The organism is Peterkaempfera podocarpi, assembly GCF_042466665.1.
Classification (GTDB): domain Bacteria; phylum Actinomycetota; class Actinomycetes; order Streptomycetales; family Streptomycetaceae; genus Peterkaempfera; species Peterkaempfera podocarpi.
Window position 1 is genome coordinate 5,305,680 of record NZ_CP162102.1, and the last position, 13,649, is coordinate 5,319,328.

The 13,649-nt window shown below is 71.7% G+C and carries 11 protein-coding genes; 6 read left to right on the top strand and 5 right to left on the bottom strand.

What is annotated here, in order from left to right:
• The first annotated feature begins 3 nt into the window (after window positions 1-3).
• Genes mtrA through AB0761_RS23410 form a run of 3 tightly spaced genes read left to right on the top strand, consistent with a single transcriptional unit; the run spans window position 4 to window position 4,583 of the window.
• The gene (gene mtrA / locus AB0761_RS23400; protein ID WP_055587002.1) at window positions 4-681 is read left to right on the top strand and encodes an MtrAB system response regulator MtrA; all 678 of its coding nucleotides are present in this window, start codon (window positions 4-6) and stop codon (window positions 679-681) included.
• Between the two features lies 1 nt (window position 682).
• The gene (gene mtrB / locus AB0761_RS23405) at window positions 683-2,779 is read left to right on the top strand and encodes an MtrAB system histidine kinase MtrB (protein ID WP_377271082.1); all 2,097 of its coding nucleotides are present in this window, start codon (window positions 683-685) and stop codon (window positions 2,777-2,779) included.
• Window positions 2,763-4,583, top strand: a complete 1,821-nt coding sequence (locus AB0761_RS23410; protein ID WP_377271083.1) for an LpqB family beta-propeller domain-containing protein — start codon at window positions 2,763-2,765, stop codon at window positions 4,581-4,583. Before mtrB ends, AB0761_RS23410 begins: the two co-directional genes overlap by 17 nt.
• Here the strand turns inward: AB0761_RS23410 and AB0761_RS23415 are convergent.
• Window positions 4,571-5,380: a ComF family protein gene (locus AB0761_RS23415; protein ID WP_377271084.1), complete on the bottom strand. Its 810-nt coding sequence runs from the start codon at window positions 5,378-5,380 to the stop codon at window positions 4,571-4,573. The genes AB0761_RS23410 and AB0761_RS23415 overlap by 13 nt on opposite strands.
• 367 nt (window positions 5,381-5,747) lie before the next feature.
• On the opposite strand from AB0761_RS23415, the gene hpf reads away from it, so the two are divergent.
• Both hpf and AB0761_RS23425 read left to right on the top strand, forming a co-directional pair.
• Window positions 5,748-6,437 (top strand): ribosome hibernation-promoting factor, HPF/YfiA family, encoded by a 690-nt coding sequence (hpf, locus tag AB0761_RS23420; RefSeq protein WP_377271085.1) that lies wholly within the window; start codon window positions 5,748-5,750, stop codon window positions 6,435-6,437.
• 261 nt (window positions 6,438-6,698) lie between these two features.
• Complete coding sequence (locus AB0761_RS23425) at window positions 6,699-7,430, top strand: response regulator (protein WP_377274283.1); 732 nt, start codon at window positions 6,699-6,701, stop codon at window positions 7,428-7,430.
• 10 nt (window positions 7,431-7,440) lie between these two features.
• Here the strand turns inward: AB0761_RS23425 and AB0761_RS23430 are convergent, their stop codons facing one another.
• The 3 genes from AB0761_RS23430 to AB0761_RS23440 form a co-directional block, all read right to left on the bottom strand.
• Entirely contained in the window at window positions 7,441-8,637 is a 1,197-nt protein-coding gene (locus AB0761_RS23430) for a winged helix-turn-helix domain-containing protein (protein WP_377271086.1), read from the bottom strand.
• Between the two features lie 153 nt (window positions 8,638-8,790).
• A complete protein-coding gene (locus tag AB0761_RS23435) occupies window positions 8,791-9,387 on the bottom strand; it encodes a GNAT family N-acetyltransferase (protein WP_377271087.1) in 597 nt (198 codons plus the stop codon).
• Entirely contained in the window at window positions 9,384-9,926 is a 543-nt protein-coding gene (locus tag AB0761_RS23440) for a GNAT family N-acetyltransferase (protein ID WP_377271088.1), read from the bottom strand. Before AB0761_RS23440 ends, AB0761_RS23435 begins: the two co-directional genes overlap by 4 nt.
• Before the next feature lie 283 nt (window positions 9,927-10,209).
• On the opposite strand from AB0761_RS23440, the gene secA reads away from it, so the two are divergent.
• Entirely contained in the window at window positions 10,210-12,966 is a 2,757-nt protein-coding gene (gene secA, locus AB0761_RS23445; RefSeq protein ID WP_377271089.1) for a preprotein translocase subunit SecA, read from the top strand.
• Window positions 12,967-13,044: 78 nt separating this feature from the next.
• On the opposite strand, the gene AB0761_RS23450 is transcribed toward secA, so the two are convergent.
• Window positions 13,045-13,584: an Rv3235 family protein gene (locus AB0761_RS23450; RefSeq protein WP_377271090.1), complete on the bottom strand. Its 540-nt coding sequence runs from the start codon at window positions 13,582-13,584 to the stop codon at window positions 13,045-13,047.
• Between the last annotated feature and the right edge of the window lie 65 nt (window positions 13,585-13,649).

The window sequence follows — 13,649 nt, forward strand, 5'->3', positions numbered from 1 at the left end:
AGCATGAAGGGACGCGTCCTGGTCGTCGATGACGACACCGCACTGGCCGAGATGCTCGGCATCGTTCTCCGTGGTGAGGGTTTTGAGCCCTTCTTTGTCGCGGACGGGGACAAGGCGCTCACCGTTTTCCGGGAGAGCAAGCCCGACCTGGTCCTCCTCGATCTGATGCTGCCCGGCCGCGACGGCATTGACGTCTGCCGGCAGATCCGGGCGGAGTCCGGGGTTCCGATCGTGATGCTCACCGCGAAGAGCGACACCGTCGATGTGGTCGTGGGGCTGGAGTCCGGCGCCGACGACTATGTGATCAAGCCGTTCAAGCCCAAGGAGTTGGTGGCCCGGGTACGTGCCCGGCTGCGCCGCGCCGAGGAGCCCACGCCCGAGCAGCTCGCCATCGGCGACCTGGTGATCGACGTGGCCGGGCACTCGGTGAAGCGGGACGGGCGGTCCATCCCGCTGACCCCGCTGGAGTTCGACCTGCTGGTCGCCCTGGCCCGCAAGCCCTGGCAGGTCTTCACCCGGGAGGTGCTGCTGGAGCAGGTCTGGGGCTACCGGCACGCCGCCGACACCCGGCTGGTCAATGTCCATGTGCAGCGTCTGCGCTCCAAGATCGAACGGGACCCGGAGCGGCCCGAGATCGTGGTGACCGTGCGCGGCGTCGGATACAAGGCCGGGCCCAGCTGACGTGAGCAGTAAGCAATACCAGGACTCCCCGTCCCGCGACTCGGCGGGCGGGGAGTCGGCGTCCGTGGGCCGTGACCGTGTGCGCACCGGCCGCCGCGGAGTGATACCGCTGGCCGCCCTGCTGGGGCGGCAGGTCAGGCGGCCGTTCCGGCGTGGGGTCGCGCTCTGGCGCCGCTCCATCCAGCTGCGGGTGGTGGCGACCACCCTGGTGCTGTCGCTGGGCGTGGTGCTGCTGCTCGGCGTCGTGGTGATGGCCCAGGTCCGCACCGGGCTGCTGGACGCCAAGCGGCATGTCGCGGAGAGCCAGGCCGCGGGCGGCTTCTCGGTGGCGCAGAAGCAGATCGACGCGGCCCGTGAGCTGCCCAAGACCGGCAGCGGGGCCGATCCGTCCACCGAGGACATCGGCGACTGGATGGGCAAGCAGGTCGACCAGCTCGCCAGCAGCGGGCAGGGCGTCTACTCGGTGGTCGCCCTGGTGCCGTCCACCGCGCAGCAGCAGGCCTCCACCTCCGACAACTCCGGGGTGCGCAGCCCCCGGACCACCGGCAATGTCTCCCCCCAGTCCATCTCGCCCGAACTGCAGCAGAAGCTCGCCGACCACCCCGGCACCGTGCAGGAGCAGCCCACCGTCATCCTGCGCGACCAGGGCGACGGACCCCGGCGGGAGGCAGGCCTGGTCATCGGCAAGCAGCTGACCGGCCCCAGCCGCACGGCCTACCAGCTCTACTACGTCTTCCCGTTCGGGCAGGAGACCAAGACCCTGGGCCTGGTGACCGGCACGCTGGCCACCGCGGGAGTCTTTGTGGTGGTGCTCCTGGGGGCCATCGCCTGGATGGTGGTGCGGATGGTGGTCACCCCCGTGCGGATGGCCGCGGGCATCTCCGAGCGGCTGGCCGCCGGTCACCTCGACGAGCGGATGAAGGTCACCGGTACCGACGACATCGCCCGGCTCGGTGACTCGTTCAACGAGATGGCCAATGCGCTGTGGGCGCAGATTCGGCAGCTGGAGGAGCTCTCCCGGGTCCAGCGGCGCTTTGTCTCCGACGTCTCCCATGAGCTGCGCACCCCCCTGACCACCGTCCGGATGGCCGCCGACCTGCTCTACGAGGGCCGCGAGGACATGGATCCGGCGTCCGCCCGCTCCGCGGAGCTGCTCCAGGGCCAGCTGGACCGCTTTGAGTCGCTGCTCTCCGATCTGCTGGAGATCAGCCGCTTCGACGCCGGAGCCGCGGTTCTCGACGCCGAGCCGGCAGACCTCCGGGAGATCGCGGCCCGGGTGGTGGAGGCGGCGGAGCCGCTGGCCGCCGCCAAGGGGAGCGCGCTGCTGGTACGCGGCACCGAGGAGCCCGTGATGGCGGAGGTCGACCCCCGCCGGATCGAGCGGATCCTGCGGAACCTGGTGGTCAACGCCTTGGAGCACGGCGAGGGCCGCGATGTGGTGGTGAGGCTGGGCTCCGGGGAGGGCTCGGTTGCGGTGGCCGTACGCGACCACGGCATCGGCCTCAAGCCGGGGGAGGCCTCCCGGGTCTTCCATCGCTTCTGGCGTGCCGACCCGGCCCGTCAGCGGACCACCGGCGGCACCGGGCTGGGCCTCTCGATCGCGCTGGAGGACGCCCATCTGCACGGTGGCTGGCTGCAGGCCTGGGGAGAGCCCGGTGGCGGCTCGCAGTTCCGGCTCACCGTGCCGCGCACCCGGGGCGGGGAGATCGGGCGGTCGCCGATCCCCCTGGAGCCCGAGGACTCCCGGCACAACCGCGGACTGGGCGCGCCCGGCACGCCGTACCGGCGGGTGGCACGGCCGGCCTGGGCCGACCGGGCTGCCGCCGAGAACGGGCCGGAGACGTCGGAGAACGGCGGCGGCTTCGGGCCCGGTCTCGGCGGAGTGCTCACCATCGGACCGGGGCTGGGTACCGGGTCACGGGCGCAGCGGCGTCCGGCTGCGGATCCCTCCGACGTCCGGGCGGCCTCCTCGGGGTACGGTGCCACCGGCGCGCAGGTGGTGGTGGACCGCGGCAGCGGCAGGACCGGTCCGACGGGGCCGGAGGCCGCGCCGGGCGGCGCGTCGGAGGAGGAGCGGGACGGTGCGGAGGAAGGCTGATCGGCGGCTGATCGCCGTGGCGCTGCCGCTGGCGGCGCTGCTGACCGGCTGTGCGGCGATGCCGGACAGCGGCGAGGTGTCCGAGGTCAATGCGGCCGAGCACGGCGACGACCAGAACCTTCAGGTCCGGGTCTTCCCGGTCCATCCGCAGAAGGGCCTGGACCCGGAGGATCTGCTGCAGAACTTCCTGGACGCCACCGTGGGCGACGAGGCCGGCTACACCACTGCCAAGGAGTACCTCACCGAGCAGGAGGCGCAGCGGTGGCGCCCGGAGGCCAAGGTGGTGGTGCTCACCGGCAACCCCCGGCTGCGGCTGACCACCACCACGGACAGCCGGGCGCAGGTCACCGCCGACGGCAGCAGCGTCGCCGAACTGGACGCCAACAAGACCTTCGAGCCGGAGAAGGGCGACTTCCGTACCGTCTTCACCTTCGAGAAGGTGAAGGGCGAGTGGCGGATCTCCCATCTGCCCGACGGCCTGATCGTCAACGAGACCAACTTCAGCAATGTCTACGAACGGGTCAACCGGTACTACTTCGCCGCGGCCGACCCCTCCCGTCCGGGCACCCGGCGGCCCGTGCTGGTGCCCGACCCGATCTACCTACGCCGCCGCATAGACCCGCTCACCGAGGCGGCCAAGGCGGTGGCCGACGGACCCTCTGACTGGCTGGCCCCCGCGGTGACCTCGGCCCTGGACGGAGTGACGGTGCTGTCCCAGCAGATCTCCTCGGACGACAGCCGGGAGGTCCGGGTCCGGGTGAGCGCACTCGATCTGCGCGGACACCACGAGGCCTGCCAGCAGATGGCCGTGCAGTTGCTGAGCACCTTCGCCGACCAGGCCGCAGGCAGTGTGAGCCGGGTGTCCGTCCTGGACCGGGGCGGACACACCGGCTGCCAGGTGGACTCGCAGGTGGCCCGCAGCTACTCGGCCGTGTCGGCCGGCGGCCTGTACTTCCAGGACTCCGACAGCTGGCAGCTGAAGAAGCTGGTGGGCGATGACGGTTCCGTCGACGGCAGCCCGGTGGCCACCGACTCCCCGCGGGTCCTCGGGCCGCTGGGCGAGCCGCACCAGCAGCCCCGGATGCGTTCGGTGGCGGTGCGGCGCGACGGCGGCCTGGCGGCGGCTGTGGCGCAGAACGGCAGGGCGCTCTACGAGGCGGGCCTGACCGCCGGTGCCAAGCTGGATCCGATCGCCGAGGTCACCAGCCCGGCTGGGCCGGGGCTCTCCGAGCCCACCTGGGACGCCCAGGGAGACCTGTGGATCGCCGACCTCAACCCGGCAGCGCCGCGGGTGCTGATGGTGCGCGGCACCCACGCCTATCCGGTGACGGTGAAGGGCCTCGGCGACCGCATCGTCCAGGGCCTGAAGATCGCCTCCGACGGCACCCGCATCGCGCTGCTGCTGGCCGATCCCGGTGCCAAGGGCGTGCGCACCGTGGAGATGGGCGTGGTACGCCACATGGGCACCGAGGCCGCGCCGCAGGCGGAGATCTCCGGACTGCGCCCGGTGGCCCCGCAGCTGGTCGACGTCACCGCGGTCGCCTGGGCCGACACCGATCAGCTGCTGGTGCTGGGCCAGGAGGCCGAGGGCGTCAAGCACCCGCAGCTGGTGGGGGTGGACGGCTCGCACAGTGATGACACCACCCTCCAGGCACCCGAGGGGGAAACCCGGGTGGCGGCGTCGGAGGACCCCAAGTCGGCGGTGTACGCGGACTCGCAGGACCACAAGATCTACCGGCTGGAGCCCAACGGGCAGTGGCGTGCGGTGGCCAAGAAGGCGATGGCGCCGGTCTACCCGGGCTGAGCGCGCGGCCGGCCGCCGCCGGGGGCCGGTGGGCGGCTGTGCCCGGACACCTGGCGGCCGGGTGCCCCCGGCCGGCTGAGCCGGCCGCCCGGGCTCCGGCGCGCGGTGGCCGCGACGGTGGCTGCGGCGAGCACCTCGGCGCCGGCCGTGGTCAGCGCACGGGCTGCCTCGGCGAGGCTGGCGCCGGTGGTGACCAGGTCGTCCACCAGGACCACCGGGCGCCGGTGCAGCAGGCGCGCCGCGGACGGCCGTACGGCCAGTGCACCCGCGAGATTGCGCCACCGCTCGGGGGCGGTCAGACCGGACTGGTCGGCAAGGGGCCGGACCGGCCGCAGCAGTGGGGCGCTGCGCCCGTGGAGCCCCTCCCGATGCAGCTGCCGGACGGCGGCGTGGGCGAGCCGCCGCACCGGGTCGTGGCCCCGGGCGCGTACCGCGTGGCGGGTGGAGGGCACCGGGACGAGCAGCAGTGGGTGGTCCCTCGCGGTGGGCCCGAGGTCGGCCAGCGCCGCCCGTACGGCAGTGGCCAGTGCGGCGCCGAGCGGGACGGCCAGCCGCAGGGCGCCGCGCTCCTTGTGGGCCAGCAGCAGGGCTCGGACCGGGCCTGCGTACTCGGCCGCGGCGTACACCGGGGGCAGGCCGGGCGGAGCAGGTTCGGGCCGCACCGGGCGTCCTGGGGTGCCGGCCAGGGCGGTGCGGCAGCCGCTGCACAGCTGGCCGCGGGCCGTTCCGCAGCCGGCGCAGCGGGTGGGCAGCAGCAGATCCAGCAGGACGTCCAGCGGGCGGGCGGCGGGTTCCATAGGTCCCTCCCGGGAGCTGTGGCTGATGGTGCCGGGTGCCAGGGTGACGACCGACAGGGTCGACCGGGTCCGATTCACAGCACGTTCATCCCAATGGGGGTAAAGCGTCCCGAACTGCTGTGCTGAGCTGTCCAAGGGACTACGTTCGGTTGTGGAACGGGTGTCCGTAGGCCGAAGAGGCGGAAACCTCGGTGGAGGTGTTTCATGGGGTTTCAGCCGTCCCTGGTGGGGAGGAAGTGGTGAGAGAAGCGGTTCCGCCCGCCACCCCCGCTGAGGGGTGAACCGCAGGGCGGACGGACTGCGTACTCAGTGGGCCGCGCGGGGCCCTGGCTCCGCACGGCGTCAGCGCAAGGGAACGGAGTTCTGCGTGGACATCGTCGTCAAGGGCCGCAAGACCGAGGTGCCCGAGAGGTTCCGCAAGCACGTGGCCGAGAAGCTGGAGAAGATCCAGAAATTCGACGGCAAGGTGATCAGCCTCGACGTCGAGGTGTCCAAGGAGCGCAACCCGCGCCAGGCGGACCGCAGCGAGCGTGTCGAGATCACGGTGCGCAGCCGCGGCCCGGTGATCCGTGCAGAGGCCTGCGCCGGCGACGCCTATGCGGCGCTGGACATGGCCACCGCAAGGCTCGACGCCCAGCTGCGCAAGGCAGCCGACCGGCGGCGTGTGCACAAGGGCGGCACCGGCCGGACCCCGATCAGCGTGGCCGAGGCAACCGCGGCGCTGGCCGCGCTGCCGGAGACCGCCCCGGAGGAGTCCGCGGTCGGGGTGTCCAAGACCCGTATCGGGTCGTTGGAGGTGGAGGGCGACGGTCCCCTCGTCGTCCGCGAGAAGGTCCACGCCGCCGCACCCATGGCGCTGGACCAGGCACTGTACGAGATGGAGCTGGTGGGGCACGACTTCTACCTCTTCGTCGACACCGACACCGGTATGCCGAGCGTCGTCTACCGGCGCCACGGCTACAACTACGGTGTGATCCACCTCAAGGCCGACGGCTCCGCGCCCAGCGGTGAGCTGGGCGGCGCCGGAGGAGCGCTCGGCGAGGCGGACGAGGAGTAGTCCCGCCGCACCGGCTCGCCTGCCCGAACACCGTCGGGCGCAAGGGAGTTGACGTATCGGCGCCGGGCCTGCGATCGCGGCGGGCCCGGCGCCCCTGCCGGGGGTGCCATTGGGGCGTGTACGTCCCGCTGGATGATCAGGCCGTCCGAGCGCCGTGGAATGATGGCGCCCAGTCCCCGATGAGCACGCGGGGTGCCCGACCAGTCACGTGGCCGTCGCACCAGCCACGAGGGGGAGGAGCGGATGGGGGAGCGTTTCAGCATGGGGCCCGCAGAGAGAGGCGGCGTGCCTGCCGTCGGAGCGGTCGAGGAGCCGCGGGGTTCGCGCGCCGAGCCGATCCGGGTGCTGGTCGTCGACGACCATGCCCTCTTTCGGCGCGGCCTGGAGATCGTTCTGGCACAGGAGGACGACATCCAGGTGGTGGGCGAGGCCGGGGACGGCGCCGAGGCCGTCGAGAAGGCGGCCGACCTGCTGCCCGACATCATCCTGATGGATGTGCGGATGCCGCGTCGCAGCGGGATCGAGGCCTGCACCGCCATCAAGGATGTGGCGCCCAGCGCCAAGATCATCATGCTGACCATAAGCGACGAGGAGGCCGACCTCTACGAGGCCATCAAGGCCGGTGCCACCGGCTATCTGCTGAAGGAGATCTCCACCGACGAGGTGGCCACCGCCATCCGCGCGGTGGCTGACGGCCAGTCGCAGATCAGTCCCTCCATGGCGGCCAAGCTGCTCACCGAGTTCAAGTCGATGATCCAGCAGCGCAGCGACGACCGACCGCTGGTCCCCGCGCCCCGGCTGACCGAGCGTGAGCTGGAGGTGCTCAAGCTGGTGGCTACCGGGATGAACAACCGGGACATCGCCAAGCAGCTCTTCATCAGCGAGAACACCGTGAAGAACCATGTGCGCAACATCTTGGAGAAGCTCCAGCTGCACTCCAGGATGGAGGCGGTGGTCTATGCCGTGCGGGAGAAGATCCTCGAAATAGGCTGATCCCCGGACGTCAGACTGCGGCGACGGCGGCGGTGAGCGGACCTGCCAGACCCTCCGGCACCACCCGCTCCACCTTCACCGCGTCGCAGCCCACCCAGGCGGCGGCCTCGTGGAGCGCCCGCGCCGCCGGGGCCACCGCGGCGGGTGACTCCAGGGACGCCTGACGGGCGATCAGGGTCCTTCCCTCGCGCGCGGGATCGATCCTGCCCACCAGCCGGCCGCCCGCCAGCAGCGGCATGGCGAAGTAGCCGTACACCCGCTTGGGCTTGGGCACATAGGCCTCCAGCCGATGGGTGAAGCCGAAGATCCGCTCGGTGCGGGCCCGGTCCCAGACCAGTGAGTCGAACGGGGAGAGCAGAGTGGTGCGGTGGCGCCCGCGCGGCTCGGTGGCGAGCGCCGCCGGATCCGCCCATGCGGCTCCGGGCGCACCCGCGCGCCCCCACCCCTGGACCGTCACCGGTACCAGCCCGGAGTCGGCCACCACCGCGTCCACCTGCTCGGCCTTCAGTCGGTGGTAGTCGGCCAGATCGGCCCGGGCGGCCACGCCCAGCGCCGCACCGGCCTGGCCGACCAGCCGCCGCAGGCAGCTCTCGTCATCCGGGTCCTGCGCCAGCAGCGCAGCGGGCACGGCACGCTCCGCCAGGTCGTAGACGCGCTTCCAGCTGCGGCGCTCGGTGCACACCACCTCGCCGATGTCCAGCAGCCACTCGATGGCGATCTTTGTCTCCGACCAGTCCCACCACGGTCCGCCGTTCCTGGCGCCGCCGAGGTCACCGGCGGTCAGCGGGCCGTCCGAGAGCAGCCGGGCCCGCACCTCGGCGCAGGACTTCTCGGCGTCGGCCAGCCGGTGCCAGCGGTGCCCGCGGGTGATGAACGCCCGCCGCCGGAAGGCGAACAGCGGCCACTCCTCGATCGGCAGGATGCAGGCGGCGTGCGACCAGTACTCGAAGCTGGTGCCCGCACCCCAGTAGGCCGCCTCCACCGGAGCACGGCCCACCGCTCCCAGCCGGGCACAGGGGACCAGCTCATGGGAGCGGGCCAGCACCGAGATGGTGTCCAACTGCACCGCCCCCAGATGCCGCAGCACCCCGCGCACCCCGGCCCGCCGGTCGGGGGCGCCCATCATCCCCTGGGCGCGCAGGGCCAGCCGGCGCGCCTCGTCGGCGGAGAGTTCGACGGTGGGTTTGGGAGACGGCGCGATGCTCATGCCCCGAAGCGTAGAGGCGGGCGCCGACAACCGGGCCGGGGTCGAGGGCGGGGCCCCGATCGGCGCCGGGGGTACCGGGCAGGCGGGCGGCCGGGGTGGACCGGGCGGCCGGGTGCTCCGGGTCGGCAGGGCGGGCCGTGGCCGGCCCCGCCGTCAGCGCGCCAGCGGATCGCACGGGGGGTCGGTGGACAGCCTGGCGTGCAGATGCATGTCCATCAGGTCGCCCGCGCTGTTGGGCAGCGCCTCACGCAGCGTCCCCTCCAGCGGGTAACCGCAGCGCACCGCGATCCGGCAGGAGGCGTCGTGCCCCACCGCATGCCCCAGCTCCAGCCGGTGCACGGCGAGTTCGGCGAACGCCCAGCGGGTGACGGCCTCCAGGGCGCGCGAGGCCACCCGGCCGCCGCGGGCCCCGGGCAGCGTCCAGTAGCCGACCAGGCCGCGGCGCCGCTGCCGGTCGACGTCCTGAAGCGAGACATTGCCCAGCACCTCACCGGTGGCCTGGTCCCGTACGCACCAGGACGCCCTGGTCCCCGAGGCCCAGCCCTCGGCACGGACCGCCAGCCAGCGGCGCACCTCGGTGTCGTCCGGCTCCGGGTGCACCGCGACCGGGTTCCAGCGGCCCATCTCGGGGTCGCCGAGAGCGATCCGCAGCGCGGCGGTCTCGTCCGCCGCCCCGTCCTCGCTCCAGGGGCGGAGCAGCAGGCCGTGTGCGGTGACGGTGGCGGCCGTCATCGGCAGCGGGTCACTCATCGCGCGGCCCGGTCGGTCGGCAGCAGTGCACCCACCCAGGCGTCGCGCCGCTCACCGCGCTGCTCCAGATAGGAGCGCAGCGTCCCCTCGAAGACGAAGCCGACCCGGTCGGCGACTGCCCGCGAGCCCACATTGCCCACCCCGGCCAGCCACTCCAGCCGCTGGATGCCGAGTGTGGCGAAGGCCCAGTCGCAGACGGCGGCCACCGCCTCCGCGGTGTAGCCGCGGCCCCGCTGCTCCCGGGCGGTCCAGTAGCCGACCTCCGCGAAGCCGGCGCGGCCGGGGAAGGAGAGCCCGACGGAGGAGACCAGCGCGCCGTCGCGGGTGAAGCTGCCCCAGTTGTAGAGGGTGTCGTTCTGCCAGCCGTCGGGGCTGATCTGGTTGACGAAGCCCTCGGCGTGCTCGGGGAGGTACGGCGACGGCACCACCGTCCACCGCTGGATGTCCTCGTCCTGGCATGCCAGGTGGACGGCTTCGGCGTCCTCGGGGCCGAGCGGCCGCAGCAGCAGCCGGGGGGTTTCCAAGATCACGGGTTTCATCAGCCGAGTATCACCGAGGGGTCCGGGGCCGGAACAGTTCTTTTCGGGAACACGGCGGCCGCACTGTACGTCCACAGGGTGTGGACGGAGTGCCGCGGCACCCGTATCACCCGGTATGGACGATGCTGGGTGGATTGCCCTTCCGGGTGACACGGGATCGCGGTGCTGACGGACCTCCCGGCCTGCTCGCCTCCTCGCATACGATGGCCGGTGCGGTGGGGAAACTCGCCGTGCAGTCGTGCGCCCGAAGTCGAGTGCCAGTCCAGGCAAGGAGCCCGCTCACGTGTCCGTCTTCGACAAGATCCTGCGCGCCGGTGAGGGAAAGATCCTTCGCAAGCTGCAGCGGATTGCTGCCCAGGTCAACTCCATCGAAGAGGACTTCGTCAACCTCACGGACGCCGAGCTGCGAGCGCTGACCGACGAGTACAAGCAGCGCCTCGAGGACGGCGAGACCCTCGACGACATCCTCCCGGAGGCCTTCGCCACCGTACGCGAGGCCGCCAAGCGCGTCCTCGGCCAGCGCCACTACGACGTGCAGCTGATGGGTGGCGCAGCCCTTCACCTCGGCTATGTCGCCGAGATGCGCACCGGTGAGGGCAAGACCCTGGTCGGCACCCTGCCCGCCTACCTCAACGCGCTGACCGGTGAGGGCGTCCACCTGATCACGGTCAACGACTACCTCGCCGAGCGCGACTCGGAGTGGATGGGCCGGGTGCACCGCTTCCTGGGCCTCGAGGTCGGCGTGATCCTCGCCAACATGACCCCGGCCGAGCGCCGCAAGCAGTACGCCGCCGACATCACCTACGGCACCAACAACGAGTTCGGCTTCGACTACCTGCGCGACAACATGGCGTGGGCGCAGGACGAGCTGGTGCAGCGCGGCCACAACTTCGCCATCGTCGACGAGGTCGACTCCATCCTGATCGACGAGGCCCGTACCCCGCTGATCATCTCGGGCCCGGCGGACCAGGCCACCAAGTGGTACGCGGACTTCGCCAAGCTGGTGCTGCGTCTCAAGCGCGACCGCGACTACGAGGTGGACGAGAAGAAGCGCACCGTCGGCATCCTGGAGGAGGGCGTCAGCCGGGTCGAGGACTACCTCGGCATCGAGAACCTCTACGAGTCGGTCAACACCCCGCTGGTGGGCTTCCTCAACAACGCCATCAAGGCCAAGGAGCTCTACAAGAACGACAAGGACTACGTCGTCATCAACGGCGAGGTCATGATCGTTGACGAGCACACCGGCCGTATCCTGGCCGGCCGCCGCTACAACGAGGGCATGCACCAGGCGATCGAGGCCAAGGAGGGGGTGGAGGTCCAGAACGAGAACCAGACCCTGGCCACCATCACCCTGCAGAACTTCTTCCGCCTCTACGGCAAGCTCGGCGGCATGACCGGTACCGCCATGACGGAGGCGGCCGAGTTCCACCAGATCTACAAGCTCGGCGTGGTGCCGATCCCCACCCACCGCGATGTGCAGCGGGTCGACCAGCCGGACCTGATCTACAAGACCGAGCCTGCCAAGTTCCGCGCGGTGGTCGAGGACATCGTCGAGAAGCACGAGAAGGGCCAGCCGGTCCTGGTCGGCACCGTGTCGGTGGAGAAGTCCGAGTACCTCTCCCAGGAGCTGCGCAAGCGCGGCGTCCCGCACGAGGTGCTCAACGCCAAGCAGCACGAGCGCGAGGCGCAGATCGTCGCCCAGGCCGGCCGCAAGGGCGCCGTGACCGTGGCCACCAACATGGCGGGCCGCGGCACCGACATCATGCTCGGCGGCAACTCCGACCACCTCGCCTCGGCCGAGCTCGCCCAGCGCGGCCTGTCGGCCTCCGAGACCCCGGAGGAGTACGAGGCGGCCTTCCCCTCCGCCCTGGAGAAGGCCAAGGCCCAGGTCAAGGCGGAGCAGGAGGAGGTGCAGGCCCTCGGCGGCCTCTACGTCCTCGGTACCGAGCGGCATGAGTCGCGCCGGATCGACAACCAGCTGCGCGGCCGTTCCGGCCGTCAGGGCGACCCGGGCGAGTCCCGCTTCTACCTGTCGCTCGGCGACGACCTGATGCGGCTCTTCAAGGCCGGCATGGTCGAGCGGGTGCTGGCGATGGCCAACGTCCCGGAGGACGTGCCGATCGAGTCCAAGATGGTCACCCGGGCCATCGCCTCCGCGCAGTCCCAGGTCGAGCAGCAGAACTTCGAGATCCGCAAGAACGTCCTCAAGTACGACGAGGTGCTCAACCGGCAGCGCGAGGTCATCTACGGCGAGCGCCGCCGCGTCCTGGAGGGCGAGGACCTGCAGGAGCAGATCGGCCACTTCATGGACGACACCGTCGACGCCTATGTGGCTGCGGCGACCGGTGAGGGCTTCGAGGACGAGTGGGACCTCGAGAAGCTGTGGACCGCCCTCAAGCAGCTCTACCCCGTCACCCTCTCGCTGGAGGAGCTGGAGGAGGAGGCCGGCGGCCAGGCCGGGCTCACCCCCGACTTCATCGAGGAGGCGGTGAAGGAGGACATCCACGCGCAGTACGCCGCGCGTCAGGAGCAGCTCGGTGAGGAGATCATGCGCGAGCTGGAGCGCAGGGTCGTCCTCTCCGTGCTGGACCGCCGCTGGCGTGAGCACCTCTACGAGATGGACTACCTCCAGGAGGGCATCGGTCTGCGGGCGATGGCCCAGCGCGACCCGCTGGTCGAGTACCAGCGCGAGGGCTTCGACATGTTCTCCGCGATGATGGAGGGCATCAAGGAGGAGTCCATCGGCTACCTGTTCAACCTGGAGGTCCAGGTCGAGCAGCAGGTCGAGGAGGTCCCGGTCGAGGACGCCGCGCCGGTGGCGCTGGACAAGGCCGAAGAGGTCCGTCCCGAGATCCGCGCCAAGGGCCTGGAGGCCCCGCAGCGTCAGCGCCTGCACTACACGGCGCCGTCGGTCGACGGGGAGGGCGGCGTGGTCGAGGGCGAGTTCGCCGAGGACGCCGGGGTCGAGGACCCCGACGCCGGCCTCACCCGCGCCGAGCGCCGCCGGGCTGCCAAGGGCGGCCGGCGCCGCAAGAAGTAGCCAGCGGCACACAGCACGACGTCCGAAGGGCGTCACCGGCGGGGTACGAACCGCCGGTGGCGCCCTTCGGCGTTCTCGTCAGCGGGTGTCCAGGGCCGCGCACTGCCACTGCTGGGAACGTGGATGCCGCTCCAGCCGGAAGACCACCATCCGGCTCCTGGCGCCCAGCTCCACCCGGGCGCAGACCTCCAGCACACCGGGCGCCGGAACGCTGTCGTACACCCGGCGGACCACCGGGCCGGCCTGCCCGGCCCCGGCGCGCAGGGTGCCCCGGTGCACCAGCCGGGTCAGCTCCCCGTAGGCGGTGTGGGTGGTGTGGCGCGACAACTGCCCCGCAGGGCGGGCTCCTGACAGCACCTCGACCAGCCGCAGGGCGAAGCGGGTGGCCAGCCCGTTGAGATCCCCGCGGGGCGGGGCGGGGCAGTGCGGCCCGGCGGGCCGCCGCGCACGGCTCCGGTCCGGACGCTGTCCATGGACCCGGCCCAGCCGGGCCGTCAGCGCCCCGGGCGGGGGAGCGGGCCTGCGGGTGGCGCAGCGGACGCCGGGTGCCCCCGGCAGCAGTGGGCGGATCTCGGGCAGCAGAACGGTCAGGGCAGTGGACCCTGGGGAATCGACCATGCTCAACACCCCCGTGGCAAGGCAGTCGACGATTGACGGGACCCTTGCTACCGGGCGGCGGACAG